The sequence below is a fragment of the Stutzerimonas chloritidismutans AW-1 genome, assembly GCF_000495915.1.
GTDB classification, from domain to species: Bacteria; Pseudomonadota; Gammaproteobacteria; order Pseudomonadales; family Pseudomonadaceae; genus Stutzerimonas; species Stutzerimonas chloritidismutans.
The window spans coordinates 27730-53564 of the sequence record NZ_AOFQ01000056.1; the positions used below are offsets into that span (position 1 = coordinate 27730).

Annotated in this window: 25 protein-coding genes and 1 pseudogene; 17 read left to right on the plus strand and 9 right to left on the minus strand. The window is 61.7% G+C overall.

Annotated features, from left to right (window positions below):
* The first annotated feature begins 206 nt into the window (after nucleotides 1–206).
* A pseudogene (locus tag F753_RS42660) lies at nucleotides 207–1774 on the plus strand (methyl-accepting chemotaxis protein).
* Between the two features lie 44 nt (nucleotides 1775–1818).
* Here the strand turns inward: F753_RS42660 and F753_RS42665 are convergent.
* On the minus strand, nucleotides 1819–2511 hold the full coding sequence (locus F753_RS42665; RefSeq protein WP_031298124.1) for an alpha/beta family hydrolase: 693 nt from the start codon (nucleotides 2509–2511) through the stop codon (nucleotides 1819–1821).
* A gap of 62 nt (nucleotides 2512–2573) precedes the next feature.
* On the opposite strand from F753_RS42665, the gene ccoN (F753_RS42670) reads away from it, so the two are divergent.
* The 12 genes from ccoN (F753_RS42670) to F753_RS42725 all read left to right on the plus strand — a co-directional run bounded on the left by ccoN (F753_RS42670) (nucleotide 2574) and on the right by F753_RS42725 (nucleotide 14665).
* A complete protein-coding gene (gene ccoN, locus F753_RS42670; RefSeq protein WP_023446307.1) occupies nucleotides 2574–3998 on the plus strand; it encodes a cytochrome-c oxidase, cbb3-type subunit I in 1425 nt (474 codons plus the stop codon).
* Nucleotides 3999–4011: 13 nt separating this feature from the next.
* Nucleotides 4012–4623 (plus strand): cytochrome-c oxidase, cbb3-type subunit II, encoded by a 612-nt coding sequence (gene ccoO, locus F753_RS42675; protein WP_023446308.1) that lies wholly within the window; start codon nucleotides 4012–4014, stop codon nucleotides 4621–4623.
* A gap of 94 nt (nucleotides 4624–4717) precedes the next feature.
* Nucleotides 4718–5653 carry a cytochrome-c oxidase, cbb3-type subunit III gene (gene ccoP / locus F753_RS42680; protein WP_023446309.1) on the plus strand — a complete coding sequence of 312 codons (936 nt, stop codon included), beginning with the start codon at nucleotides 4718–4720 and terminating at the stop codon, nucleotides 5651–5653.
* A 352-nt stretch (nucleotides 5654–6005) separates the two neighbouring features.
* On the plus strand, nucleotides 6006–7433 hold the full coding sequence (gene ccoN / locus F753_RS42685) for a cytochrome-c oxidase, cbb3-type subunit I (protein WP_023446311.1): 1428 nt from the start codon (nucleotides 6006–6008) through the stop codon (nucleotides 7431–7433).
* An 11-nt stretch (nucleotides 7434–7444) separates the two neighbouring features.
* Nucleotides 7445–8056 (plus strand): cytochrome-c oxidase, cbb3-type subunit II, encoded by a 612-nt coding sequence (ccoO, locus tag F753_RS42690; RefSeq protein ID WP_023446312.1) that lies wholly within the window; start codon nucleotides 7445–7447, stop codon nucleotides 8054–8056.
* 6 nt (nucleotides 8057–8062) lie between these two features.
* The gene (locus tag F753_RS42695; protein WP_031298125.1) at nucleotides 8063–8248 is read left to right on the plus strand and encodes a CcoQ/FixQ family Cbb3-type cytochrome c oxidase assembly chaperone; all 186 of its coding nucleotides are present in this window, start codon (nucleotides 8063–8065) and stop codon (nucleotides 8246–8248) included.
* On the plus strand, nucleotides 8249–9166 hold the full coding sequence (gene ccoP / locus F753_RS42700; RefSeq protein ID WP_023446314.1) for a cytochrome-c oxidase, cbb3-type subunit III: 918 nt from the start codon (nucleotides 8249–8251) through the stop codon (nucleotides 9164–9166).
* 150 nt (nucleotides 9167–9316) lie between these two features.
* Complete coding sequence (ccoG, locus tag F753_RS42705) at nucleotides 9317–10729, plus strand: cytochrome c oxidase accessory protein CcoG (RefSeq protein WP_023446315.1); 1413 nt, start codon at nucleotides 9317–9319, stop codon at nucleotides 10727–10729.
* A 12-nt stretch (nucleotides 10730–10741) separates the two neighbouring features.
* A complete protein-coding gene (locus F753_RS42710) occupies nucleotides 10742–11242 on the plus strand; it encodes a FixH family protein (RefSeq protein WP_023446316.1) in 501 nt (166 codons plus the stop codon).
* Between the two features lie 7 nt (nucleotides 11243–11249).
* Complete coding sequence (locus tag F753_RS42715; protein ID WP_023446317.1) at nucleotides 11250–13664, plus strand: heavy metal translocating P-type ATPase; 2415 nt, start codon at nucleotides 11250–11252, stop codon at nucleotides 13662–13664.
* A gap of 79 nt (nucleotides 13665–13743) precedes the next feature.
* On the plus strand, nucleotides 13744–13956 hold the full coding sequence (ccoS, locus tag F753_RS42720) for a cbb3-type cytochrome oxidase assembly protein CcoS (RefSeq protein WP_023446318.1): 213 nt from the start codon (nucleotides 13744–13746) through the stop codon (nucleotides 13954–13956).
* Entirely contained in the window at nucleotides 13949–14665 is a 717-nt protein-coding gene (locus F753_RS42725; protein WP_023446319.1) for a sulfite exporter TauE/SafE family protein, read from the plus strand. The genes ccoS and F753_RS42725 overlap by 8 nt, the downstream gene beginning before the upstream one ends.
* Nucleotides 14666–14683: 18 nt before the next feature.
* Here the strand turns inward: F753_RS42725 and nadE are convergent, their stop codons facing one another.
* Nucleotides 14684–15511, minus strand: coding sequence for an ammonia-dependent NAD(+) synthetase (gene nadE, locus F753_RS42730; protein ID WP_023446320.1), 828 nt, complete (start codon nucleotides 15509–15511; stop codon nucleotides 14684–14686).
* Nucleotides 15512–15717: 206 nt separating this feature from the next.
* Here nadE and hemN point away from each other — a divergent pair, with 206 nt between their 5' ends.
* The 4 genes from hemN (at nucleotide 15718) to F753_RS42750 (ending at nucleotide 19172) form a co-directional block, all read left to right on the plus strand.
* Nucleotides 15718–17094 carry an oxygen-independent coproporphyrinogen III oxidase gene (hemN, locus tag F753_RS42735; RefSeq protein WP_023446321.1) on the plus strand — a complete coding sequence of 459 codons (1377 nt, stop codon included), beginning with the start codon at nucleotides 15718–15720 and terminating at the stop codon, nucleotides 17092–17094.
* A 117-nt stretch (nucleotides 17095–17211) separates the two neighbouring features.
* The gene (gene fnr, locus F753_RS42740) at nucleotides 17212–17946 is read left to right on the plus strand and encodes a fumarate/nitrate reduction transcriptional regulator Fnr (protein WP_023446322.1); all 735 of its coding nucleotides are present in this window, start codon (nucleotides 17212–17214) and stop codon (nucleotides 17944–17946) included.
* 27 nt (nucleotides 17947–17973) lie between these two features.
* Nucleotides 17974–18522: an adenine phosphoribosyltransferase gene (locus tag F753_RS42745; protein WP_014820518.1), complete on the plus strand. Its 549-nt coding sequence runs from the start codon at nucleotides 17974–17976 to the stop codon at nucleotides 18520–18522.
* 47 nt (nucleotides 18523–18569) lie between these two features.
* Nucleotides 18570–19172 carry an SCO family protein gene (locus F753_RS42750; protein ID WP_023446323.1) on the plus strand — a complete coding sequence of 201 codons (603 nt, stop codon included), beginning with the start codon at nucleotides 18570–18572 and terminating at the stop codon, nucleotides 19170–19172.
* Between the two features lie 28 nt (nucleotides 19173–19200).
* On the opposite strand, the gene F753_RS42755 is transcribed toward F753_RS42750, so the two are convergent.
* From F753_RS42755 to dnaX, 7 genes are all read right to left on the minus strand, one after another.
* Entirely contained in the window at nucleotides 19201–19905 is a 705-nt protein-coding gene (locus F753_RS42755; RefSeq protein ID WP_023446324.1) for a type 2 periplasmic-binding domain-containing protein, read from the minus strand.
* A 9-nt stretch (nucleotides 19906–19914) separates the two neighbouring features.
* A complete protein-coding gene (locus F753_RS42760; protein WP_023446325.1) occupies nucleotides 19915–20688 on the minus strand; it encodes an ABC transporter permease in 774 nt (257 codons plus the stop codon).
* Nucleotides 20685–21431, minus strand: coding sequence for an ABC transporter ATP-binding protein (locus tag F753_RS42765; RefSeq protein WP_023446326.1), 747 nt, complete (start codon nucleotides 21429–21431; stop codon nucleotides 20685–20687). Before F753_RS42765 ends, F753_RS42760 begins: the two co-directional genes overlap by 4 nt.
* A 102-nt stretch (nucleotides 21432–21533) precedes the next feature.
* Nucleotides 21534–22523, minus strand: a complete 990-nt coding sequence (locus F753_RS42770; RefSeq protein ID WP_023446327.1) for an ABC transporter substrate-binding protein — start codon at nucleotides 22521–22523, stop codon at nucleotides 21534–21536.
* A gap of 145 nt (nucleotides 22524–22668) precedes the next feature.
* Entirely contained in the window at nucleotides 22669–23268 is a 600-nt protein-coding gene (gene recR / locus F753_RS42775) for a recombination mediator RecR (protein WP_014820524.1), read from the minus strand.
* Between the two features lie 160 nt (nucleotides 23269–23428).
* Nucleotides 23429–23755, minus strand: coding sequence for a YbaB/EbfC family nucleoid-associated protein (locus F753_RS42780; protein ID WP_023446328.1), 327 nt, complete (start codon nucleotides 23753–23755; stop codon nucleotides 23429–23431).
* Between the two features lie 18 nt (nucleotides 23756–23773).
* On the minus strand, nucleotides 23774–25786 hold the full coding sequence (gene dnaX, locus F753_RS42785; protein ID WP_031298129.1) for a DNA polymerase III subunit gamma/tau: 2013 nt from the start codon (nucleotides 25784–25786) through the stop codon (nucleotides 23774–23776).
* Nucleotides 25787–25835: the final 49 nt, after the last annotated feature.

A 25835-nucleotide genomic window follows, 5' to 3' on the forward strand; every position in this document is an offset into this window, starting at 1 on the left:
CACGCACCGACAATGCCCAAAACCCGTTACAGAACCATTAAGCCATGGCTGCCGCTGGTCGCCTGTGCGCAGGAGAAGCTGATCCACAGATCAGCTTTGGCTCAAGAACGCCACTCTCCGGCCGACCAACTGGTCAGCCTGACCCATTAGAAAAACATAAGGTCGGGTGCGACACCCTACGATTCCTCTGCCAGGCGTGATAGTCGATGCGTAACAATCAACCCGTAACTCAGCGTGAATACGCGTTTCCTGATCAGCAACGCCTCATCTCGACCACCGACCTCAAAGGCCAGATCACCTACTGCAACGACATATTTGCCGAGGTCAGCGGCTTCGCTCGTGACGAACTGATTCGCGCGCCGCATAACTTGGTGCGCCATCCGGATGTGCCGCCGGCCGTGTTCGACCACATGTGGACGACCCTCAAGCAGGGCAAGCCGTGGATGGGCATCGTCAAGAACCGGCGCAAGACCGGCGACCATTATTGGGTCAACGCCTACGTCACGCCCATTTTCGATCAGCAGCGCCAGGTAACAGGCTATGAGTCGGTGCGTACCAAACCGACCCGCGAACAGGTTCAGCGAGCCGAAGCCCTGTATGCGCGCATCAATTCCGGCAAGTCCGGCGTGCCCCGCCGCGACACCTGGCTGCCCGTATTGAGCAAATGGCTGCCGTTTCTGGTCATCAGCCAGGTAGGATTTCTGGTCGGGGCCAGCTTCGATCATGCATTGGGGTTCATCGCCGCCGCGCTGCTGGCCGTACCGTTCGGCCTGGTCGCGCTGCACTGGCAGCAACGTGGCATAAAGCGCCTGTTGCAGCTGGCGAGCGAGAGCACCAGTGACCCGCTCATCGCACGCATGTATACCGACAGCAGCGAGGTCGAAGCCCAGCTGGAAATGGCGATGCTCAGCCAGCACGCGCATCTGAAGACCTGCCTCACGCGCTTGCAGGACATGGCCGTGCAGTTGCAGGGCAAGCCAAACAGGCCGACTCGCTCGCACAGAACTGCGCCAACGGCCTGGTGCAGCAGCATCAGGAAACCGAGCAGGTCGCAACGGCGATCAACGAGATGGCCGCGACGACGCAGGAAGTCGCCGGCAACGTCGCGCTGGCCGCCGACGCGACCCGAGAGGCCAGCCGCCTCACCGATCAGGGCCGCGCGGTCACTGCCGAGACACGCAAGGCCATTCAGCAGCTATCCGAATCCGTCGCCAAGACGGGCGAAGCGGTCAACCAACTGGCCAACGACAGCGAGGCGATCGGCAGCGTGGTCGATGTGATCAAGAGCATCGCCGACCAGACCAACCTGCTGGCACTCAACGCCGCGATCGAGGCTGCGCGTGCCGGTGAAAGTGGCCGCGGCTTCGCGGTGGTCGCCGACGAAGTCCGCCAGCTTGCCCAACGAACGGCCAGTGCCACGGGTGAGATCCACCAACTGATCGAAAAGCTTCAGTCGCAGGCGCGCCACGCCGTGCAGACCACCGAGGATGGCCGCGTGCATGCGACGCGCGGCGTCGATCAGGTGGTCCAGGCCGATCAGGCCCTCAGCGGGATCAATGAGGCGATGGGCAATATCATCGACATGACCACGCAGATCGCGTCCGCGACGGAGCAGCAGAGCGCGGTGGCCGACGAGATCAGCAACAACGTCAGCACCATCGCCCAGCTGGCCGAACAGACCACTGGTGACGCGCGCAGCTCTGCGCTGCTCAGCGAGGACCTCGCCGCCACGGCGCAAGGGCAGTACGCCCTGGTCGAGCGCTTCAACCGCTAGGAAAAGCCGCAGCCGGTATCGCTCGATCCGGCTGCAGGCAGCGCTCAGTGCGAGATCACACCCTGGAGAAACGCGGCAATCGCATCGGCAGTGCTGTCGAGGTGCTGGTCGTGGCTCAGGCCCGAGCGTTTTAGCGGTTTGAGATCGTGATCGGCGGCGGCCAGCCAGTGCAGCGCAATCGCCGGGGATAGCGCGTACTGTGCCACCGTTTCATGATCACCCAAGGCGTCGCGCTCACCCTGGACAACCAAGGTCGGTGTCTGCAGCGTGGCGAGATGCGCCACCCGAGGCTTTTCCGGCTTGCCGGCGGCATAGAACGGATAACCCAGGCAGACCAACGCATCCGCGCCCAACTCATCGGCCAGCAAACTGGCCATTCGTCCCCCCATCGACTTGCCACCGATGGCCAGCGGTCCTGTGGCCTGCTGTCGCACCAGGGCATGGACTTCACGCCATTGGGCCAACAATTGAGCCTGTGGACTGGGCGGCCGCTTGCCTGCCCCGGCACGTCGCGCCGCCATGTAGGCGAACTCGAATCGGCAAACCGCTATCCCGCGCGCAGCAAGGCGCGCAGCCATTTGTTCCATGAACGGGCTGTCCATCGGTGCGCCTGCACCATGCGCCAGGATCAGGCTCACCCATGCGCCGCCAGACGGCCGGTTCCACCTGACGAGATACCCTTTGTCACTTTGTGTGTATTGACCCGCGTCAATACCGGCAGATTGCCCTTTCCCCATCCTTGCCCCGCTTTCTATTAGAAAGAAAAAACTGCTCATTACCCGTGGATGGAAGTCCATACATGAACACAGCAACCAGTACCGCCTACAGTTACAAGGTGGTCCGCCAATTCGCCATCATGACGGTGGTGTGGGGAATCGTCGGGATGGGGCTCGGCGTTTTCATCGCAGCACAATTGGCCTGGCCATTTCTGAACCTTGACCTCCCCTGGACCAGTTTCGGTCGTCTACGTCCATTGCACACCAACGCGGTGATCTTCGCCTTCGGCGGCTGTGCTCTGTTCGCAACTTCCTACTACTCGGTACAGCGTACCTGTCAGACCACACTGTTCGCGCCGAAGTTGGCCGCGTTCACGTTCTGGGGCTGGCAGCTGGTCATCCTGCTCGCCGCGATCTCCCTGCCGCTGGGCTTCACCAGCTCCAAGGAATATGCGGAACTGGAGTGGCCGATCGACATCCTGATCACCATCGTCTGGGTGGCCTATGCGGTCGTCTTCTTCGGTACGCTGGCGACGCGCAAGGTCAAGCACATCTACGTCGGTAACTGGTTCTTCGGCGCCTTCATCCTGACCGTGGCCATTCTGCACATCGTCAACAACCTGGAAATCCCGGTCAGTTCGATGAAGTCCTACTCGCTGTATGCCGGTGCGACCGATGCGATGGTGCAATGGTGGTACGGCCACAACGCCGTGGGCTTCTTCCTTACCGCCGGCTTCCTCGGGATCATGTACTACTTCGTGCCGAAGCAGGCCGAGCGTCCGGTGTATTCCTATCGCCTGTCGATCGTCCACTTCTGGGCACTGATCACCGTCTACATCTGGGCCGGTCCGCACCACCTGCACTACACCGCTCTGCCGGATTGGGCGCAGAGCCTGGGCATGGTGATGTCGCTGATTCTGCTGGCTCCCAGCTGGGGCGGCATGATCAACGGCATGATGACCCTCTCGGGCGCCTGGCACAAACTGCGCAGCGACCCGATCCTGCGCTTCCTGGTGGTTTCGCTGGCGTTCTACGGCATGTCGACCTTCGAAGGCCCGATGATGGCCATCAAGACCGTCAACGCCCTCTCGCACTACACCGACTGGACCATCGGCCACGTACACGCCGGCGCCCTCGGCTGGGTTGCCATGGTGTCCATCGGCGCGCTGTATCACCTGATTCCGAAGGTCTTCGGCCGCGCTCAGATGCACAGCGTCGCGCTGATCAACACCCACTTCTGGCTGGCCACCATCGGCACCGTGCTCTACATCGCCTCGATGTGGGTCAACGGTATCGCCCAGGGCCTGATGTGGCGCGCGATCAACGACGACGGCACGCTGACCTACTCCTTCGTCGAAGCACTGGAAGCCAGCCACCCCGGTTTCGTGGTGCGGATGATCGGTGGCGCGATCTTCTTCGCCGGCATGCTGGTGATGGCCTACAACACCTGGCGCACCGTGCAGGCTGCCAAGCCCGCCGAGTACGACGCTGCCGCGCAGATCGCCTGAGGAGCCTAGGTAAATGAAATCGCACGAGAAACTAGAAAAGAACGTCGGGCTGTTGACCCTGTTCATGATCCTGGCGGTGAGCATCGGTGGTCTGACCCAGATCGTCCCGCTGTTCTTCCAGGACGCCGTCAACGAGCCGGTCGAAGGCATGAAGCCATACACCGCGCTGCAGCTGGAAGGCCGCGATCTGTACATCCGCGAAGGCTGTGTCGGCTGCCACTCGCAGATGATCCGTCCGTTCCGCGCTGAAACCGAGCGTTACGGCCACTACTCGGTCGCTGGCGAAAGCGTCTATGACCATCCGTTCCTGTGGGGCTCCAAGCGTACCGGTCCGGACCTGGCCCGTGTCGGTGGCCGCTACTCCGATGACTGGCACCGCGCGCACCTGTACAACCCGCGCAACGTAGTGCCCGAGTCGAAGATGCCGTCCTACCCGTGGCTGGTCGAGAACACCCTCGACGGCAAGGACACCGCCAAGAAGATGTCGGCACTGCGCACCCTCGGTGTGCCGTACAGCGAAGAGGACATCGCCGGCGCTCGCGACTCCGTCAATGGCAAGACCGAGATGGACGCCATGGTGGCCTATCTTCAGGTGCTCGGCACGGCTCTGACCAACAAGCGCTAATCGCACAGCCAAGAAAAATGACGGCTGGCTTCGCAGCCGTCAGGGACTTCAATCGCGGACAGCCAGAGTTGCTCGGGCTGTCCAGGAGTAGCACATGAGCACTTTCTGGAGTGGATACATCGCCCTGCTGACGCTGGGCACCATCGTCGCTCTGTTCTGGCTGATCTTCGCCACCCGCAAGGGCGAGTCGGCCGGCACCACGGACCAAACGATGGGTCATGCCTTCGACGGCATCGAGGAATACGACAACCCGCTGCCGCGCTGGTGGTTCCTGCTGTTCATCGGCACCCTGGTGTTCGGCATCCTTTACCTCGCGCTCTATCCGGGCCTGGGTAACTGGAAAGGCGTACTGCCCGGCTACGAGGGTGGCTGGACTCAGGAAAAGCAGTGGGAGCGCGAGGTCGCTCAGGCCGATGAGAAATACGGTCCGATCTTCGCCAAGTACGCTGCCATGTCGGTGGAAGAAGTCGCTCAGGACGAGCAAGCCGTGAAGATGGGTGCTCGCCTGTTCGCCAACTACTGCGCCATCTGCCATGGTTCCGATGCCAAGGGCTCCCTGGGCTTCCCGAACCTGGCTGACCATGACTGGCGCTGGGGTGGTGATGCAGCCTCGATCAAGACCAGCATCCTCAACGGCCGTATCGCAGCAATGCCGGCCTGGGGTCAGGCTATCGGCGAGGAAGGCGTGAAGAACGTGGCAGCCTTCGTCCGCAAGGAACTCGCTGGCCTGGCGCTGCCGGAAGGCACCGACGCTGATACGGGCAAAGGCAAAGAGGTCTATGCACAGACCTGCTCCGTCTGCCACGGCCAGGGTGGAGAAGGTATGGCGGCACTGGGTGCGCCGAATCTTCAGCATGCCTCCGGCTGGATCTACGGCTCGAGCCTCGCCCAGCTGCAGCAGACCATCCGCCACGGCCGCAACGGCCAGATGCCTGCCCAGCAGCAGTACCTGGGCGACGACAAGGTTCACCTGCTCGCCGCCTACGTCTACAGCTTGTCGCAGAAACCGGAACAACTCGCCAAGCAGTAAGTCGTAAAAGGGCGGTACACTCGTACCGCCCTTCTCGCCTTGTCTTCAGGCAACTCTCGTCGCGCTGCGACCATCTGTCGCATCATCAGCCGACCGAAGACCTTCCCCGCCCGCCCACGCACTTCTAAGCTTTGCTTCCGACTCGCCGCGCCACCTAGAAGCATAAGGCGAACTCGGTATTTCTGGCGCACCGGCCTGGTGCGAAACATCCCTGCGCAGCGCATGGAAAACGCTTTAAATCAGGGTTTTGGCCAGCAAAGAGAGCCCGGGCGTCGTTTGCATTGCCCCCATGCTTTCTCCATACTTGCCGCCGTTTTTGCCTTCGAAAATGCCATTAGCGTGGAAGCCTTGCATGAGCACAGCAATAAGTGAGACTGCTTATAACTATAAGGTGGTTCGCCAATTCGCCATCATGACGGTGGTATGGGGAATCATCGGGATGGGCCTGGGTGTTTTGATCGCCGCGCAGTTGGTGTGGCCCTCGCTCAACTTCGACCTGCCGTGGACGAGCTTCGGCCGTCTACGACCATTGCACACAAACGCGGTGATCTTCGCATTCGGCGGTTGCGCACTGTTTGCCACGTCCTATTACGTGGTTCAGCGCACTTGCCAGGCGCGTCTGTTCTCCGACGGACTCGCGGCCTTCACCTTCTGGGGTTGGCAGGCTGTGATCGTGCTTGCAGTCATCACGCTTCCACAGGGCTTCACCAGCTCCAAGGAATACGCGGAACTGGAGTGGCCGATCGACATCCTGATCACGCTGGTGTGGGTGTCGTACATCGGCGTGTTCTTCGGCACGATCATGAAGCGCAAGGCCAAGCACATTTATGTGGGTAATTGGTTCTTCGGTGGCTTCATCCTGGTCACGGCGATGCTGCACATCGTCAATAACCTGGAAATCCCGGTGTCCTGGTTCAAGTCCTACTCGATCTATTCGGGTGCGACCGATGCGATGGTGCAGTGGTGGTACGGCCACAACGCAGTGGGCTTCTTCCTGACCACCGGCTTCCTGGGCATGATGTATTACTTCGTGCCGAAGCAGGCCGAACGCCCGGTGTATTCCTATCGCCTGTCGATCGTTCACTTCTGGGCGCTGATCACCCTTTATATCTGGGCCGGTCCGCACCACCTGCACTACACCGCTCTGCCGGACTGGGCACAAAGCCTGGGCATGGTGATGTCGATCATCCTGCTGGCTCCGAGCTGGGGTGGCATGATCAACGGCATGATGACCCTTTCGGGCGCCTGGCATAAGCTGCGCACCGACCCGATCCTGCGCTTTTTGGTGGTATCTCTGGCGTTCTACGGCATGTCGACCTTCGAAGGTCCGATGATGGCGATCAAGACAGTCAACGCGCTGTCGCACTACACCGACTGGACCATCGGCCACGTACACGCCGGCGCCCTCGGCTGGGTGGCGATGATCACCATCGGCTCCATGTATCACCTGATCCCGAAAGTGTTCGGTCGCGAGCAGATGCACAGCATCGGCCTGATCAATGCGCACTTCTGGCTGGCCACCATCGGCACCGTGCTCTACATCGCCTCGATGTGGGTCAACGGCATCACCCAGGGCCTGATGTGGCGCGCGATCAACGAAGACGGCACGCTGACCTACTCCTTCGTCGAGGCACTGGAAGCCAGCCATCCCGGCTTCATCGTCCGCGCACTGGGCGGCGCCTTCTTCCTCGCCGGCATGCTGCTGATGGCCTACAACACCTGGCGCACTGTGCGTGTCGCCAAAGCAGCTCAGTACGACGCTGCTGCGCAGATCGCTTGAGGAACGGATAGATGAAGAACCACGAAATACTCGAAAAGAACATTGGTCTGCTGACCCTGTTCATGATCCTGGCGGTGAGCATCGGCGGTCTGACCCAGATCGTCCCGCTGTTCTTCCAGGATGCTGTCAACGAGCCGGTCGAAGGCATGAAGCCCTACACCGCGCTGCAACTGGAAGGCCGTGATCTGTATATCCGTGAAGGCTGCGTCGGCTGCCACTCGCAGATGGTGCGCCCGTTCCGCGCTGAAACCGAGCGTTACGGCCACTACTCGGTCGCCGGCGAAAGCGTCTATGACCATCCGTTCCTGTGGGGCTCCAAGCGTACCGGTCCGGACCTGGCCCGTGTCGGTGGCCGCTACTCCGATGACTGGCACCGCGCGCACCTGTACAACCCGCGCAACGTAGTGCCCGAGTCGAAGATGCCGTCCTATCCGTGGCTGGTCGAGAACACCCTCGACGGCAAGGACACCGCCAAGAAGATGTCGGCACTGCGCACTCTCGGCGTGCCGTACACCGAAGAAGACATCGCCGGCGCCAAGGATGCCGTCCGTGGCAAGACCGAAATGGACGCCATGGTGGCCTACCTGCAAGTACTCGGCACTGCACTCACCAACAAACGGTAACGCATGATGGGAATCGGGACTCTTCGCGGCTTGGGCACAATTCTGGTATTCGTCGCCTTTATCGGCGTGGTGCTCTGGGCTTACAGCAGCAAACGCAAGAATAGCTTCGACGAAGCTGCCAACCTGCCCTTCGCGGACGACGAGACCGACGCCAAGAAGCGTGATGAAGAAGCTTCCAGGAGTAAGAAATAAATGACCTCGTTTTGGAGTTGGTACGTCACCCTGCTGAGCCTCGGCACCATTGCCGCGCTGGTCTGGCTGCTACTGGCAACTCGCAAGGGCCAACGCCCTGACAGCACTGAAGAAACCGTTGGCCATTCCTATGACGGTATCGAGGAATACGACAACCCGCTGCCGCGCTGGTGGTTCATGCTGTTCGTCGGCACCGTCATCTTCGCCCTCGGCTACCTGGTGCTGTACCCCGGGCTGGGCAACTGGAAAGGCATCCTGCCGGGCTATGAAGGTGGCTGGACTCAGGTCAAGGAATGGCAGCGCGAGATGGATAAGGCGGACGAGCAGTACGGTCCGCTTTTCGCCAAGTACGCCGCCATGCCTGTAGAGGAAGTCGCCAAGGATGCTCAGGCGTTGAAGATGGGCGGTCGCCTGTTCGCCTCCAACTGCTCGGTCTGCCACGGCTCCGATGCCAAGGGCGCCTACGGCTTCCCGAACCTGACCGACAACGATTGGCTGTGGGGCGGCGAGCCGGAAACCATCAAGACCACAATCCTGCACGGCCGCCAGGCGGCGATGCCGGCCTGGCGGGACGTGATCGGCGAAGAAGGCATCCGCAACGTTGCCGGCTATGTGCGCAGCCTGTCCGGTCGTGATACCCCAGAGGGTATTAGCGTCGACATTGAGCAGGGTCAAAAAATCTTCGCGACCAACTGTGTAGTCTGCCATGGACCGGAAGCCAAGGGCGTTGCAGCCATGGGCGCGCCGAACCTGACCGACAATGTCTGGCTGTATGGTTCGAGCTTCGCTCAGATCCAGCAGACCCTTCGCTACGGTCGCAATGGCCGCATGCCGGCCCAGGAAGCAATCCTTGGCAACGACAAGGTGCACTTGCTGGCGGCTTACGTTTACAGCCTGTCGCAGCAGCCGGAGCAGTGATACAAAGGGTCGGGGTGACGACCTGTCGCACCCGACCCCGACACTCCGGGCGTACACACTCCGGGCGTACCATTCGCAGCTGGACAGAAAAATGATCCCGGTTGGCACGTATCGGCCGGGACACCCACCTTCCGCCGTGGTACGCACTCGATGACTGAGCAGATCCCCGTTCGTGATGTAACCCCCCCGTCCAAGGCAGGAGCGTCGGCAGACCTCTACGCCGCGCGTGAAAAAATCTACACCCGAGCCTTCTCCGGCCTGTTTCGCAATGTCCGTCGCGTCGGCGGAGCGGTTCTCTTCATCCTTTATTTCGGCACCGCGTGGATCAACTGGAACGGCCGACAGGCTGTCTGGTGGGATCTTCCGGAGCGCAAATTCCACGTCTTCGGGGCAACCTTCTGGCCTCAGGACTTCATGCTGTTGTCATGGCTGCTGATCATCTGTGCCTTCGGCCTGTTCTTCATCACCGTGTTCGCCGGACGCGTCTGGTGTGGCTATACCTGCCCGCAGAGCGTGTTCACCTGGGTTTTCATGTGGGCCGAGAAGGTCACCGAGGGTGACCGCAACCAGCGCATGAAGCTGGACAAGGCGCCCATGAGCGGCAACAAGTTCATCCGCAAGCTGGGCAAGCACGGCATCTGGCTCGCCGTGTCGTTCGCGACGGGAGTCACCTTCGTCGGGTACTTCACCCCCATCCGCGAACTGGTACCTGACCTGCTCACCCTGCAGGTTGGCGGCTGGGCCCTGTTCTGGGTGGCCTTCTTCACGCTCGCCACCTACGGCAATGCCGGCTATCTGCGTGAGCAGGTGTGCATCTACATGTGTCCCTACGCGCGCTTCCAGAGCGTGATGTTCGACAAAGACACCCTTATCGTTTCCTACGACCCGCGGCGCGGCGAGAAGCGTGGACCGCGCAAGAAAGACGCCGACTACAAGGCCATGGGCCTCGGCGACTGCATCGACTGCACCATGTGCGTACAGGTCTGCCCGACCGGGATCGACATCCGCGACGGCCTGCAGATCGAATGCATCGGCTGCGCGGCCTGTATCGACGCCTGCGACGCCATCATGGACAAGATGAACTACCCGCGCGGGCTGATCAGCTACACCACCGAACACAACCTGTCCGGGCAGAAGACTCATCTGCTGCGCCCGCGCCTGATCGGCTATGCCATCGCGCTGGTGGCCATGATGGGGCTGTTCGCCTATGCCGTGTATGATCGCCCGCTGGTAAAACTCGACGTGCTCAAGGATCGCGTGCTCTACCGCGAGAACGAGCAGGGCAACATCGAGAACGTCTACACCCTCAAGGTCATGAACAAGGCTCAGCAAGAACAGACCTTCGTGATCGAAGCGACCGGCCTCGACGGTCTGGTCTACGAAGGCCGTAGCGAGATCCGCGCCGAGGGCGGCGAGCTCGTCACGATCCCGGTCGAGTTGTCCATCGCCGCCGAGAAGCTGCCCTCGAGCACTAATGAAATCGTCTTCCACATTCGCTCGGTAGACGACGACTCGATAAACGACGATGCAGACAGCCGTTTCATCGGCCCGAGCATCCGCTAAGTAAGGTAATGCATGCGCTCTGATAACGAACAAACGCGTTGGTACACCCAGTTCTGGGCCTGGTTTGTCATCGCCATCCTGCTCAGCTCCGTGATACTGGGCGTGTCTCTGCTGACGTTGGCGATCAAGAATGCCGACACCCTGGTCGCGGACAACTATTACGACGCTGGCAAGGGCATCAACCAGTCGCTGGAGCGCGAGAAACTGGCAGAGCGCCTGGAGATGCAGGCACGCATCGCCCTCAATGATGAACGCGGCCTGGCCGAAGTGCATCTGAGCGGCGCAAGCCGCCCGCAACAACTGGTGCTTAACCTGATCTCTCCGACCCAACCCGAGCGCGACCGTCGCATCATCCTGCAGCCGCAGGGTGAAGGCATCTATCAGGGCCAGATGCAGGAATCGATCAGTGGCCGCCGCTTCATCGAGCTACTCGGTCGCGAAGGTGATCAGGACTGGCGCCTGTACGGGGAAAAAACCATCGAAACCGGCCGCGCCCTCGAACTGAAGCCTTGAGCCGCTGATGGCAAAGCCTCTCCCCTGCTATCACTGCGGCCTGCCGGTGCCAGCCGGCAGCCCGTTCCAGGCCCGCGTGCTGGGTGAGACGCGGGCCTTGTGCTGCCCAGGCTGCCAGGCCGTTGCGGAAGCCATCGTCAAGGGTGGGCTGGAGAGCTACTACCAGCACCGCAGCGACACCGCCATCAACCCGCAGACTCTCCCTCAGGAACTGAGCGAAGAGATGGCGCTGTACGACCGCGAGGACGTCCAACAGCCGTTCGTACAGCACCAGGGCGATCTGGCAAGCACTTCGCTGATGATCGAAGGGATCAGCTGCGCCGCCTGCGGCTGGCTGATCGAACGCCACTTGCGCAACCTGCACGGCGTGGCCGAGGCCAGCCTCAACCTGTCCAATCATCGCCTGAACGTACGCTGGAGCGACGCACAGCTGCCGCTCAGCGAGCTGCTCGGCGAGCTGCGACGGATCGGCTACGCAGCACACCCCTACCAGGCCGACCAGGCTGCCGAGCGCCTGGCCAGCGAGAACCGCCGTTCGCTGCGCCAGCTGGGCGTAGCCGGACTGCTGTGGATGCAGGTAATGATGGCCACCATGGCCACCTGGCCCGAGTTCAACCTGGACCTGTCGGAGAGCTTCTTCGTCACCCTTCGCTGGACCGCCCTGCTGCTGACCACGCCGATCGTTTTCTACTGCTGCACCGACTTCTTCAAAGGAGCACTGCGCGATTTGCGCACCCGCCACCTGACCATGGACGTGTCGGTGTCGCTGGCGATCGGCGGTGCGTACGTCGCCGGCATCTGGTCCACCATCACCGGCCAGGGTGAACTCTATTTCGACGCGGTGGGCATGTTTGCCCTTTTCCTGCTGGCCGGGCGCTACCTGGAGCGGCGCGCGCGCGAACGCACCGCAGCCGCCACCGCACAACTGGTCAATTTGCTGCCTGCGTCCTGCCTGAAACTCGACGCAGACGGTCACAGCAATCGCATCCTGCTCAGCGAGCTGCAGCTCGGCGACCGCGTACTGGTGCAACCCGGTGCGTTGATTCCGGCAGACGGCCTCATCATCAGCGGTCAGTCCAGCGTCGATGAGTCGGTACTGACCGGTGAGTACCTGCCCCTGCCCCGCGGCGTGGACGATGCAGTAACCGCTGGCACACTGAACGTCGAAGGCCCGCTGACCGTGGAAGTCCAGGCCTTGGGCGATGACACCCGTTTATCCGCCATTGTCCGCCTGCTGGAGCGTGCTCAGGCAGACAAACCGAAGCTTGCCGAGCTGGCCGACCGCGTCGCGCAGTGGTTTTTGCTGGTGGTGCTGCTCGTTGCAACCGTCGTCGGGGTGGTCTGGTGGCAGATCGATCCGCAACGCGCGTTCTGGATCGTTCTTGCATTGCTCGTCGCGACCTGCCCATGCGCGCTGTCGCTGGCGACACCCACAGCACTTACCACGGCCACCGGTACGCTGCACAAGCTCGGTCTGCTGCTGACCCGCGGGCATGTGCTCGAAGGCCTGAATCATATCGATACCGTGGTGTTCGACAAGACCGGTACCCTGACCGAGGGCCGCCTGACACTTAGCGCCGTGCACCCGCTCGGAGCTTTGAATGCCGATGCCTGCCTGGCGCTGGCCGCAGCCCTGGAGAACCGCTCCGAACACCCGATTGCCCGCGCCTTCGGACGTGCGCCGCTGGCGGCGGAATCGGTCGAAACGGTGCCGGGCCTGGGCCTGCAAGGCAACGTTGAAGGTCGCAACCTGCGGATCGGTCAGCCCAGCTTCGTCGCCGAAGGCTTCGCCCAACCGGCACCCGCTATTCCCGGCGACCAGGGGCAATGGCTGTTGTTGGGCGACGATCAAGGCCCGCTGGCCTGGTTGGTATTGGACGATCGGCTTCGCGACGATGCCCCGGCACTCCTCGAGGCCTGTCGCGCCCGTGGCTGGCAGACGCTACTGCTATCCGGTGACAGCTCACCGATGGTCGGCCAGATTGCCAGGGAACTGGGCATCGATGAGGCCGAAGGCGGCATGACCCCTGCTGCCAAGCTCTCCCGATTGCAGGCATTGCAGGCCGCCGGACACCGGGTGCTAATGCTCGGCGACGGCGTCAACGACGTCCCGGTGCTTGCCGCAGCGGATATCAGCGTCGCTATGGGCTCGGCGACCGACCTGGCCAAGACCAGTGCTGATGCGGTGCTGCTATCCAACCGCCTAGGCAGCTTGGCGCAGGCATTCGACGTCGCACGCCGCAGCCGCCGCATCATCATCGAGAACCTGGCCTGGGCAAGCCTGTACAATGGCCTGATTCTGCCCTTCGCCGCCTTTGGCTGGGTCACCCCACTATGGGCCGCGCTGGGGATGTCGCTCAGCTCGCTGCTGGTGGTTTTGAACGCCTTGCGGCTGACACGTCAGCCGGCAAGTCACGGCTGAATCTGCTGCAACGCACGTCATTGGCGCAGCGGCGCACTTTACGCAGCTGAAGACTTCGCTTCGGATCCTGGAGGTCCTAATGGCCGCTCTGTACATCCTCATCCCTGTTGCCGTGGTCCTGGTGGCCGTCGCAATCTGGGTGTTCTTCTGGGCGGTGGACAGCGGGCAGTTCGACGATCTCGACGGACCGGCGCACAGCATCCTGTTCGACGACGACGAGCCGCAGAAGCCTTCCGCAGTCGATGCAGCGGAATCCTCGGAAGATCAGCCGGAGCAACGCAAAGGTGACTGAACTGCTGCCCCTGCTGCTGTCTGCACTGGTCTTGGGACTACTGGGTGGCGGCCATTGCCTCGGCATGTGCGGCGGCCTGATGGGTGCACTGACCATGGCCATTCCACCGGATCAGCGCGGCAGGCGCCTGCGCCTCCTGGTCGCCTACAACCTCGGACGCGTATCAAGCTATGCCGTTGCCGGATTCCTGATCGGCCTGGCGGGCTTGGCCGTTGCCAACAGTCCAGCGGCCATGGCGTTACGAGTCGTCGCCGCACTTCTGCTGATCACCATGGGCCTGTACCTCGCCGGCTGGTGGAGCGGGCTGACACGCATCGAGTCGCTAGGGCGCGGACTCTGGCGTCATATCCAGCCTATCGCTAGCAAATTCATGCCAGTAACGAGCGTTCCACGCGCCCTGATACTGGGGGCGCTGTGGGGCTGGCTACCGTGCGGCCTGGTCTACAGCACCCTGTTGTGGTCAGCCAGCCAGGGCGATGCACTGGATAGCGCTTTGCTGATGCTGGCGTTCGGCATCGGCACCTGGCCGGTGTTGCTTGCCACCGGCCTTGCTGCCGAGCGATTGACAGCGTTGCTGCGCAAGCGTGGCGTGCGCGTCGTCGGCGGGGTAATGGTGATTCTGTTCGGTATCTGGACGCTGCCAGGCCCTCATCAGCAGTGGCTGATGGGGCATAGCTCAGCGCCATCTCACGAGACACACGCGCACTAGCGGAAGGCTTGCGAGCGCTCAGGGCTCCTTGGGCAACTGGCGCTTGTGAGCAGTCTTGTCGTAGGTATCGATGATGATCCGGGCCGCCTCGTCCGGTACCGGCTTACCCTGCAGAAAATCATCGATGTTGCGGTAGCTGACACCATGAGCGGCCTCATCGGGCTTGCCAGGTGACAGCTCTTCGAGATCCGCGGTTGGCACCTTGTGCACCAACTGATCGGGAGCGCCCAATGCCGCGGCTATCTGTCGAACCTGATCCTTCACCAGACCCGCCAGCGGCGTCAGGTCGCACGCGCCATCACCGAACTTGGTGAAGAAGCCCATCACCGCCTCTGCCGCATGGTCGGTACCGATGACCAGGCCCTGGCGCGCGTTGGCGATCGTGTACTGAGCAACCATGCGCATCCGCGCCTTGGTATTGCCCAGCACGAAATCACGCTGCGCCGGGCTCAAAGGATCAAGCGCCTGCGTGGCGGCAGCCAGGCCCAGCACCGCGGTGCCGATGTTCACGGTGTGGCACTCGTCGGGCTTGATCGCATCCACCGCCAGCTGCGCTTCATGCTCGTCATGCTGCACCTGATAAGGCAGGCGCACGGCGATAAAGCGATAGTCGTCGCCTTCCCCTGCTTCGCGCATGCCGGCGACCGCCCGCTGGGCCAGCAGACCCGCCGTGGTCGAATCGACGCCACCACTGATCCCGAGCACCAAGGTCTTCAGGCCCGACTCGCGCAAGCAGGTCTGGATGAAGCTCACCCGACGATCAATCTCGGCCTGTACCGACTCCGGCCCGGTAAATGGTGCGCAGACGTTGAGCGCGGTTGCGATTTCCTGCTGGCGGCTGTGCATGAATCTCTCCTTTGGCGATATGAAGGCGCTGCTGAAGCATAAGACGCTGACGTGATCATCTGACCGCCAATCAGCGCGATCCTTCCGGATGTCGGCGCCGATCTGGCCCAGCGCGCTAGGGTCGGATCAAGTTTGATACAGGTCAAGTCCGCCGCAATGCCCTGCCCCTAGAATCCAGCGACCGCCGTCATGACCGGGAACGCCACATGCTCGACTCCATTCGCTGGGATTCCGACCTGATCCGTCGCTACGATCAGGCCGGCCCGCGCTATACGTCGTACCCGACCGCGGCCCAGTTCAATGAAAAGGTCGGCTCGTTCGACCTGCTGCACGCATTGCGCGGCAGCCGCCAGGCGTCACGCCCTCTGTCGCTGTACGTCCATCTGCCATTCTGCGCCAACGCGTGCTACTACTGCGGCCGCAACAAGGTGGTGACCAACGACCGGACACGCGCACAGCCCTATCTGGAACGCCTCGAGAAAGAAATCGAGCTGATCACCTGCCACCTGGGCAAGGACCAGGTGGTCGAGCAGCTGCACTTTGGCGGCGGCACACCTACCTTTCTCAGCCATGATCAACTGCGTCGGCTGATGGGCCATCTGCGCCAGCACTTCAACCTGCAGGACGATGATCATGGCGACTTCAGTATCGAGATCGACCCCCGGGAAGCGGATTGGCCAACCATCGGCCTGCTCCGCGAACTAGGTTTCAACCGCATCAGCATCGGCGTGCAGGATCTGGACCCGGACGTTCAGCGCGCCATCAATCGCATACAGACCCTGGAGCAAACACGCACCATCATCGAGGCGGCCCGCACGCTGCAGTACCACTCGCTGAGCATCGATCTGATATACGGCCTGCCGCTGCAGACGCCAGCTCGCTTCGCCAGAACCGTTGAAGCGATCATTGACCTGCAGCCGGACCGGCTCTCGCTGTTCAACTATGCTCATCTGCCTGAGCAATACGCGCCGCAGCGCCGTATCAATGCCAACGACCTGCCGGCCCCCGCCGAAAAGCTGGCCATGCTGGAGCAGAGCATTCATTTACTCACCGACGCGGGATACCGCTACATAGGCGTGGACCACTTCGCCCTGCCGGACGATGAACTGGCCATGGCGCAAGAAGATGGCAGCCTGCAGCGCAACTTCCAGGGCTACACCACCCATGGCCATTGCGATCTGGTGGGCCTCGGCGTTTCGGCCATCAGCCAGATCGGTGATCTCTACTGCCAGAACACCAGCGACATCGAACAATACCAATATCAGCTGGATCAGCATCAGCTAGCCACCGCCAGAGGCTTACGCTGCAAACAGGACGACCATATCCGCCGCACCGTCATCCAGTCTCTGATCTGCGATTTCGAGCTGAGCTTCACGAAAATCGAGAGCGAGCATGACATCGAGTTCAGACAGTACTTCGCCGAAGCCTGGCCGATGCTCGAGCAGATGGCCGCTGATGGGATGATCGAAATCACCGAGAGCCATCTGCTGATTCAGCCTGCTGGCCGGCTACTGGTTCGCTCGATATGCATGCTCTTCGACCACTACCTCCCCGAGCAGGTCAGCCAGGCCAGTCGCGCCTGATCTAGAGCGCCTCAGACTATCGTCCAAATCATTGCCTGCGACCCTTGAGCCGATTGGCCATCGCCGACGTCCTGAGTTAACCTTGCGCGCTATAACTAGGTTTCCAGGAAGCCCTCTATGTCCGAATCGATCAAGGTCCGTGCGCAGCGGCAAGCTCATTGCAAGGATTGCAGCCTGTCCGGGCTGTGCCTGCCCCTGTCGCTGAACATGCAGGACATGGACGCTTTGGACGACATCGTCAAACGCGGCCGCCCCCTGAAGAAAGGCGAAACCCTGTTCCGCCAGGGCGACGTGTTCAGTTCCGTATTCGCCGTACGCTCCGGCGCGTTGCGGACCTTCAGCGTTACCGATGGCGGCGAGGAGCAGATCACCGGCTTCCACCTGCCCAGCGAGCTGGTCGGTCTTTCCGGCATGGATACCGAAAGTTATCCAGTCACCGCGCAGGCATTGGAAACCACCTCGGTTTGCGAAATTCCCTTCGAACGACTCGACGAACTGAGCGTCCTGCTGCCGCAGCTGCGTCGCCAGCTCATGCGCATCATGAGCCGCGAAATCCGCGATGATCAGCAGATGATGTTGTTGCTGTCGAAAAAGACCGCCGATGAGCGCATCGCGACCTTCCTCATCAACCTTTCTGCACGCTTCAGCGCACGCGGCTTCTCGGCCAATCAGTCCCCCCTGCCGATGTCGCGCAACGAGATCGGCAATTACCTGGGCCTGGCGGTCGAGACCGTTTCCCGTGTATTCACCCGTTTTCAGCAGAGTGGCTTACTCGAGGCCGAGGGCAAGGAAGTACGCATTCTGGATTCCATCGGACTGTGCGCCCTAGCCGGCGGCGCAATGGATGTCTGAGTCAGCGCGTTTGGAGTAGCAGATCCGATGATCTTCGACGAGTTCAGCATCAAGACCCTGATCCGCCCGGTGCAGGACTTTCCCCGCCCGGGTGTGGTGTTTCGCGACATCACCCCGTTATTCCAGTCGCCAAAGGCGCTACGCATGGTGGCTGACAGCTTCATTCAGCGCTATGTGGAGGCCGACTTCACACATATCGGCGCGCTTGATGCACGAGGGTTCCTGGTCGGCTCGATTCTCGCCTATGAGCTGAACAAACCTCTGGTGCTGTTTCGCAAGCAGGGCAAGCTGCCGGCCGACGTGCTGTCGCAGGCCTACAGCACCGAATATGGCGAAGCGCATCTGGAGATTCACGCCGACAGCCTTTGCGAGGGCGATTCGGTGCTGTTGTTCGATGACCTGATTGCGACTGGCGGCACGCTGCTAGCCGCCGCACAGCTTGTGCGACGCATGCGCGCGAGCATTCATGAGGCCGCTGCCATCATCGATTTGCCCGAACTGGGCGGATCGCAGAAACTTCAGGACATTGGCATTCCCACGTTCACTCTGACCGCCTTCGCCCTAAGCGACCGCTGACGGCGAATTCTCCGCGCCGCCGCTAGGTAAAGGATCTGCCCGTGTTAATGACGTTAAGGCGCAGCCTGCTTATCCTAGTTCTGGCCTGTACTCCTCCCGGGTTCGCACTCGATCGCGATGCACTGCTGGACCAGGCGAATATCCTGCTGCTGCCGCGTGAACGGCCCATTCCCCAGCTCGAGCTGATCGACCAGGACGGCCAGCCTTTCAGTACTTCGTCGCTGCAGGGGCGCTGGCACATCCTGTTCTTCGGCTTTACCGCCTGCCCCGACATCTGCCCGACCACGCTGAGCGACATGCGTCGGCTGATCAGCCGGCTACCGCCCGAGACTCGCGAGCAGCTGCAGGTGGTATTGGTCAGCGCCGATCCCGCGCGCGATACGCCGGAACAACTCAAGGCCTACCTGAGCTACTACCGCGCCGGCTTCAGCGGCTTGACCGGCGACATGGAGCAACTGCTAAGGCTATCCAGGGCGCTGGGCCTCCCTTTCGTTCCGGCGCGCGAAACAGAAGGCGACTACAGTGTCAGTCATAGCGGAAATCTGGCCTTGGTCGCACCGGATGGCAGCCTGCGCGGGCATATTCGTGCGCCGCTGAAACTGGAGGGCTTGCAGCGGATGCTGCCGCAGATACTCGAGAACGAACGCTGAACCTGGCCATCGAATCCGAATTACCGAATCAGTGGCAGTCCAGGGTATCGGCCAGCACGTATGCCTGAAACGCCACCTCATCGACCCATTGCTGGGTCAGCCCCGCCAACCGCCCTTCTGCTGACCATTGCGCCAAGAGTGCGTTGATCTGCTGCTGCAGGTTAGCGTCATCGGCGACGGTCAGGCTTAGCTGCCACCCGGCATCGAAAATCGACGGTAACAGGTGCTTGTAGCGCTGCCACTCGGGCAAGGTGGCGATCTCCGTCAGCAGCACATCATCTTCGACAACCGCAGCGCACTCACCAAGCCTGAGTCCGATCAGCGCATGCGCCGCGCTCGGATAGTCCCGAGGCACCGCCGCGAAGCGCTCGCTAAGCAACGCTCCATATGGACTCGCGTGATTGACGCAAACCGTCTGCCCCTGAAGATCGGACCAGGCAAGCAACTCACCTTCCGTCGCGCTTAGCGCGGCAGGCACAGCATGATAGTAGGTGGCCGGACCGACCCGATCGCCTGCGACCAGGCGCACTTCAGCGTCATCTGCGCTGACCACGGAAGACCCGGAACGCCCAAGCGCTTCGGCCAATTGCTCGATCAGCGCCGACTCGAAACTCTCCGTTTCGCTGCTGGACAACACCCGATGTTCGGGCAGTTGCACCCGCAACGACTCGGCCATCGCCGCAACCGGCATCAACAGAACGAGCCATATGGCAATGCGCGAGGGAACAGACATGCAATGGCCTCAGACGTACTGATAGCGAAGCATCCGCTGCTTGAACTTCTCCAGTACAACCTGATCGATCAGCGTGGCGAGAATGGCGATGACCAGAATGTTCATCATCACGCCAACCATGTCAGCAATCTCGCCCGAGTACGCGAGCGAACGCCCGAGCCCCTGGCCGAAACCAATCAGCATTTCGGCGGAGATCAGTGCACGCCAGGCGTTACCGAAGGCCAGCTGCGCGCCGGTGATCAACTCTGGCATCACGGCGGGCAGATAAACGCGGCGCAGCAGCTGCCAGCGCGAGGCACCCATCACCCGCGCCGCGGCGACGTGCACCGGCTGCACGCTCTCGGTGGCATTCATCACCGACAGCGCCATCGGGAAGAAAGCGGCCAGGGCGACCACCACGATGATCGGCAGATTGCCGAAACCCATCACGATCAGAAACAACGGCACCCAGGCGATCGACGGAATCGACTGCAGAATGACGATGGCCGAGCGCAGGATCTCGCGAAAGAAGAACAGTACCCCACCCACCAGGCCGAAACCGATACCGAACAGCAGCGCGAAGCTGTAGCCGCTGCCGAGGCGACTCATACTGCCGTAAAGCCCTTCGCGGAACTCTGGCTCCTGGATAGTGCTGAACAGACGCTCGAAGACGATCGGGATACCTGGCATCAGAAAGGCCGGCAAACTCCATGCTGCGGCCTGCCAGATCAGAAGAATGAACAGGATGGCCAGAACGACCGCGAGGTACTTCTTTGGGCCAGTAAGACGGCGAGCCTGACTCATGGATGCGCTACCTCCGTCTTGATACCCAGCAGACTGAGAATTTCCTTACGCTCGGCAGCGAAGTCGGACAGATCGTGGCTCTTCTCGCAATGGGTGAAGTTGAAGGTTTTCAGCACGCGAGTCGGCCGCGCGCTGAACACCAGAACGTGATCGGCCAGGTAAAGGGCCTCATCGACATCATGGGTGACCAACAGCACCGTCGGCTGATGCTCCTCGATCAGTTCACGCAACACGTCCTGCAATGCCATTCGGGTCAGGGCATCAAGGGCGCCAAACGGCTCGTCCAGCAACAGCACCTCGGGTTTGGCGATGAATGCGCGGGCAAGGGCCGTGCGTTGGCGCATGCCGCCGGAGACCTGATGCGGGTAGTAATGCTCGAATCCATTGAGGCCGACCCGCTCGAGCCAGGCCTGCGCCTGTTCGAATGCGCTGGCCTTGGCCACGCCCTGCAGTTCCAGCGCCATGGCAACGTTGCCCTGCAGGCTGAGCCAGGGATAGAGGGCATGCTCCTGGAACACCAGCGTACGTCGAGGGCTCGGCTCGGTGATCGGTTTTTCGTCAGCAAGCACGCGGCCCGCGCTGGGCTTCTCCAGCCCGGCAACCAGATGCAGCAGGGTCGACTTGCCGCAACCCGAAGGTCCAACCAGAGCCACCAGTTCACCTTGGGCGAACTCACCGCTGAAGCCCTTGATGACTTCGAGCTGCCCGAAGCACTTGTCTACTTCTTCAAACCTGAGTTGCATAAAATCCGCAAATCCAGAAACGAAATTGCCCGGCAATGCGGGCGATGCAAACGGCCCGGCACAAAGGCCGGACCCGTGTAGTTTCAAACCAGAGTCAAGCAATCAGAGTTCGCGAGCTTCCTGCCAGGACAGATCAACGATGGCACTGGTGTCGAACGGCTTGCCATCGCGGGTCTTCAGCGAACCGAGCTCCTGCAGAATGTCCGCCAGCTCCTGGATGCGCGCCAGATCGTCCTTGCCAAGCTTGGCGCTGAAGGTCTGGGTTCCGATCGCCTCCTCAATGACAACCTCGCGCGCGAGCTCACCACGCTTGAGCGTCTTCAGCGTCGGCTCGGCGATGAAGTAGTCGGCGATCAGCCTGGCTGCCTCGGCAGGCTGCTTGTCGAGCATTTCGATGGCATCGCGCTGGGCGTCCAGCGACTTCCAGACGGCATCCTTGCGCTTGGCCAGGGTATCGCCGGAGGTGATCACCACCATGCACGGGAATGGCCACACTTCACCGATCTCGTAGACCTGCTGAACCGGGGCAACCAGCTGCGCGATGCGATCATACGGCTCGAAAAGGAACGCCGCATCGACACGCCCGGACACCAGCGACTGCACCGCAACGGCCGGGCTGACACCCATGATGTTGACGTCGCTCGGCTTGAGTTCGGCATTCTTCAAGGTCACGCCACGCAGCACTGCATCGGCGGTGCTCCCCTCTTTCTGCGAAGCGAGGATCTTGCCCTTCAGGTCGGCAACCTTCTCGATACCCGACCCCTCAAGCGCCACGATGGAGTGGTAGCCCTGCTGAGCACCACCGACCACCTTGAGGTCAGCACCTTTGGAGGCCCAGGCCACCGCGTTGGTAAAGCCGAGGACGCCGGTATCCAACTGCCCGCCGACGATCGCCTTGATCAGGTCGGTACCGGAACTGAACTCGATCAGCTCGACGTCAAGGCCATGCTTCTTATACAGACCGGCCTCGTGTGCAACCATGGCCTGGGCATCGTCCATCACACGGATGTAGCCAACCTTGAACTTCTCCTGCGCCTGAGCAAACGCGCTCAGCAGCAGCAGAGCTGGAACCAGCCAATGCTTTGCTTTCATTTCGACCTCGATTCGGATAGCCAGCACATATAACCAGAACGAAGGACTATATTCGTTTTAGTTATCTAACGTTGATGGCTTAGAACTTTACCTGAATCACCCAGAAAACTGCACTACCGAGGTGGCATATCGTCAGTACTTCGGGTTATAGGCGGATTGTCTTGCGGCCGGCCAGTGCGTGGGCCAGGGTTCCGCCGTCGACCAGGTCCAGCTCGCCGCCCAGCGGAACGCCATGAGCGATTCGGCTGATGGTCAGCCCCTTTGGAATCAGCATCTGCGCGATGTAATGCGCCGTTGCCTCGCCTTCCACCGTCGGGTTTGTCGCGAGAATGACTTCAGTGAACGCACCGTCTGCAACACGCGCCAGAAGCTCGGGAATGCCGATCGCTTCAGGACCCAAACCATCGAGCGGCGACAGATGCCCCTTGAGCACGAAGTAGCGCCCGCGAAAGCCCGTCTGCTCGACGGCGAAAACGTCCACCGGGCTCTGCACCACGCAGAGCAGCGAATCGTCGCGTCGCGGGTCGGCGCATTGCGGGCACAGGTCGTCTTCGGTAAGGGTACGACACTGCCGGCAGTAGCCGACCCCTTCCATCGCTTTGCTCAGCGCTTGCGCCAGGCGTAAGCCGCCGCTGCGATCTCGCTCCAGTAGCTGCAACGCCATGCGCTGTGCAGTTTTCTGGCCCACGCCGGGAAGAATGCGCAGGGCGTCGATGAGTTGGCGGATCAGGGGACTGAAGCTCATAAATTAAGCGTCGCTATGCAAAGGGGCAGCACAGTGCCAGGGATTCAGGCGGCTTGCAGGACCAGAGGCAAGAAAGCGGGACATCGGAGTCTACTGCGCGTAAATGACGATGCCCCGCCCTTCGAGAAGCGCGCCCATGCGCGCCGATTGGCCGTTCGGGTTAGAAAGGCATCTTGAAGCCTGGCGGAAGCTGCATGCCGGCGGTCATCCCGGCCATCTTGTCCTGGCTGTTCTGCTCGATCTTGCGTACCGCGTCATTGACGGCGGCAGCGATCAGGTCTTCCAGGATTTCCTTGTCTTCCTGCATCAGGCTGTCGTCGAGGCTGACGCGCTTGACGTCATGGCGACCGTTCATCACCACGCTGACCAGCCCGGCGCCAGACTGGCCCGTCACCTCGGCGCTCGCCAGTTCCTCCTGCATCTTCTGCATTTTTTCCTGCATCTGCTGCGCCTGCTTCATCAGGCCGGCCATGCCACCTTTCATCATGGGAATCACCTCAATTAATCAGGTTTCGGAGTGTTCTACGGGTTCGATGGTGCCTTCGCGGATCACAGCGGCGAACTGCTGCATGAGCTGCCGGACCACGGGATCTGCGTGAATCGACTGTTCCGCTGCACGCTGCCGCTCGGCACGGCGACGCTGAGCGGCCTGCGCAGGAGTTTCCTGCTCCGGCTTCTGCAGCACGATCTCGAGCTGTAGCGTACGCCCGTGGTATTGATTCAGGGCGTCGTTGAGTCGTCGCTGTTGCGTGGGGTTGAATAGTGCGCTCTGCGCAGGATCGAGATGCATCAGCCAACGGTCGCCTTCCACGGCAATCAACGTACAGTTGGCGGCAATGCTGCCGGTAAGACCGGACAAGCCGAGCTTGAGATACAGCTCCAGCCACTCGGCAGCCAGCCCGGTCGCAGGCTCTACCGCAGGCAGTGGCTCGACGGGCTCCGGCTCATCCCTTGAGTGTTCCAGTTCGTCCAGATAGGCCTCGGCCTGGTTCTCGACCTCGAAGTAGTCCTCGTCCGTCAGCGGCGGTTCGTCATCATCCGGCTCTTCGACCTGTACCACGGACGCCACGTGATCGGCAGCGCCGTCCACCGGTACAGGTTCGGGTAAAACGGCATCAGCCTCGACCGCGACGGGCGGTACGTCAGGCGGCTCATTCCACGGCACATCGATGACAGGCGCGGCCTGCGGCGCTTCCACCACATGAGTGGCGACCAGGGTCACTGCCGAGGGCGTGGGAGCCGGCACGTTCACTGGCATGGTAACGGCCGGCGCAACGGGAGCGGGCTCTGGCGCAGCTGCTACGGCAATCGCAGCGGATGGAGTGGAAGACACGCCAGCGGGAGCGGAATCGGCCACCGCTGCGGGCTTGGAATCAGCTGTGGCCGGGCTGATTCCCAGTGTCTTTAGCGGTGTTCGCGGTGCGCCATCACTGCCTGCAGGACGAAATGCCAGCATGCGCAGCAGCACCATTTCGAAACCGCTGCGAGGATCAGGCGCCAGCGGCAGATCGCGCCGGCCGATCAAACCCATCTGATAGTAGAACTGCACATCTTCGGCCGGTAGCGCCTGAGCCAACGCCAGCACGCGATCACGATCGCCCTGGCCATTGTCCACTGCCTCCGGCAGCACCTGGGCGATGGCGACGCGGTGCAGCACATTGAGGAATTCGGCCAGCACCCCAGCCCAGTCCGGCCCCTGCTCCGCCAAGTGGCGAACGGCCTCGAGCAACGCTCTGGCATCGCCTTCAAGCAATGCCTGCAGCACACCATAGACCTGACCATGATCGAGGGTGCCGAGCATGGCGCGCACATCGGCGGCCAGCACCTTGCCTTCACCGAAGGCGATCGCCTGATCGGTCAGGCTCATCGCATCGCGCATCGAGCCATCGGCGGCACGCCCCAGCAGCCACAACGCATCGTCTTCGAAGGGAACGTTCTCGACGCCCAGCACATGAGTGAGGTGCTCAACCACCCGCTCGGGCGGCATGTTCTTCAGGGAGAACTGCAGGCAGCGCGAGAGGATGGTGACCGGCAGCTTTTGCGGATCGGTGGTCGCCAGCAGGAACTTGACGTGGGGCGGCGGCTCCTCGAGAGTCTTGAGCAGCGCATTGAATGAGTGCGACGAGAGCATGTGCACTTCGTCGATCAGGTAAACCTTGTAGCGCCCGCGGCTCGGCGCGTACTGCACGTTGTCCAGCAGCTCGCGGGTGTCTTCGACCTTGGTACGGCTCGCGGCGTCCACCTCGATCAGGTCGACGAAGCGCCCCTCGTCGATTTCCCGGCATACCGAACACACACCGCAGGGCGTCGAGCTGACCCCGGTTTCACAGTTCAGGCACTTGGCGATGATCCGCGCAATGGTCGTCTTGCCCACGCCTCGCGTGCCGGTGAACAGGTACGCGTGGTGCAGGCGCTGGTTGTCCAGCGCGTTGATCAGGGCCTTGAGCACATGCGTCTGGCCGACCATTTCGCGGAACGAGCGCGGACGCCATTTTCGTGCAAGAACCTGATAACTCATAACACCATCGCGGGGGACAAGGCAGAGGACGGGTAATGCTAGCGGAGCA

Bases quoted from the DNA above. Each gene is read 5' to 3' on its own strand.
- F753_RS42755 (WP_023446324.1), bottom strand. From the start codon at position 19,905: ATGTCTGTTCCCTCGCGCATTGCCATATGGCTCGTTCTGTTGATGCCG.
- recR (WP_014820524.1), bottom strand. From the start codon at position 23,268: ATGAGCTTCAGTCCCCTGATCCGCCAACTCATCGACGCCCTGCGCATT.
- dnaX (WP_031298129.1), bottom strand. From the start codon at position 25,786: ATGAGTTATCAGGTTCTTGCACGAAAATGGCGTCCGCGCTCGTTCCGC.
- nadE (WP_023446320.1), bottom strand. From the start codon at position 15,511: ATGCACAGCCGCCAGCAGGAAATCGCAACCGCGCTCAACGTCTGCGCA.
- ccoO (WP_023446312.1), top strand. From the start codon at position 7,445: ATGAAGAACCACGAAATACTCGAAAAGAACATTGGTCTGCTGACCCTG.
- ccoN (WP_023446311.1), top strand. From the start codon at position 6,006: ATGAGCACAGCAATAAGTGAGACTGCTTATAACTATAAGGTGGTTCGC.
- hemN (WP_023446321.1), top strand. From the start codon at position 15,718: ATGCTCGACTCCATTCGCTGGGATTCCGACCTGATCCGTCGCTACGAT.
- ccoG (WP_023446315.1), top strand. From the start codon at position 9,317: ATGACTGAGCAGATCCCCGTTCGTGATGTAACCCCCCCGTCCAAGGCA.
- ccoO (WP_023446308.1), top strand. From the start codon at position 4,012: ATGAAATCGCACGAGAAACTAGAAAAGAACGTCGGGCTGTTGACCCTG.
- F753_RS42760 (WP_023446325.1), bottom strand. From the start codon at position 20,688: ATGAGTCAGGCTCGCCGTCTTACTGGCCCAAAGAAGTACCTCGCGGTC.
- F753_RS42765 (WP_023446326.1), bottom strand. From the start codon at position 21,431: ATGCAACTCAGGTTTGAAGAAGTAGACAAGTGCTTCGGGCAGCTCGAA.
- F753_RS42665 (WP_031298124.1), bottom strand. From the start codon at position 2,511: ATGGGGAAAGGGCAATCTGCCGGTATTGACGCGGGTCAATACACACAA.
- F753_RS42780 (WP_023446328.1), bottom strand. From the start codon at position 23,755: ATGATGAAAGGTGGCATGGCCGGCCTGATGAAGCAGGCGCAGCAGATG.
- F753_RS42745 (WP_014820518.1), top strand. From the start codon at position 17,974: ATGATCTTCGACGAGTTCAGCATCAAGACCCTGATCCGCCCGGTGCAG.
- F753_RS42715 (WP_023446317.1), top strand. From the start codon at position 11,250: ATGGCAAAGCCTCTCCCCTGCTATCACTGCGGCCTGCCGGTGCCAGCC.
- ccoP (WP_023446314.1), top strand. From the start codon at position 8,249: ATGACCTCGTTTTGGAGTTGGTACGTCACCCTGCTGAGCCTCGGCACC.
- ccoS (WP_023446318.1), top strand. From the start codon at position 13,744: ATGGCCGCTCTGTACATCCTCATCCCTGTTGCCGTGGTCCTGGTGGCC.
- ccoN (WP_023446307.1), top strand. From the start codon at position 2,574: ATGAACACAGCAACCAGTACCGCCTACAGTTACAAGGTGGTCCGCCAA.
- ccoP (WP_023446309.1), top strand. From the start codon at position 4,718: ATGAGCACTTTCTGGAGTGGATACATCGCCCTGCTGACGCTGGGCACC.
- F753_RS42710 (WP_023446316.1), top strand. From the start codon at position 10,742: ATGCGCTCTGATAACGAACAAACGCGTTGGTACACCCAGTTCTGGGCC.
- fnr (WP_023446322.1), top strand. From the start codon at position 17,212: ATGTCCGAATCGATCAAGGTCCGTGCGCAGCGGCAAGCTCATTGCAAG.
- F753_RS42750 (WP_023446323.1), top strand. From the start codon at position 18,570: ATGACGTTAAGGCGCAGCCTGCTTATCCTAGTTCTGGCCTGTACTCCT.
- F753_RS42770 (WP_023446327.1), bottom strand. From the start codon at position 22,523: ATGAAAGCAAAGCATTGGCTGGTTCCAGCTCTGCTGCTGCTGAGCGCG.
- F753_RS42695 (WP_031298125.1), top strand. From the start codon at position 8,063: ATGGGAATCGGGACTCTTCGCGGCTTGGGCACAATTCTGGTATTCGTC.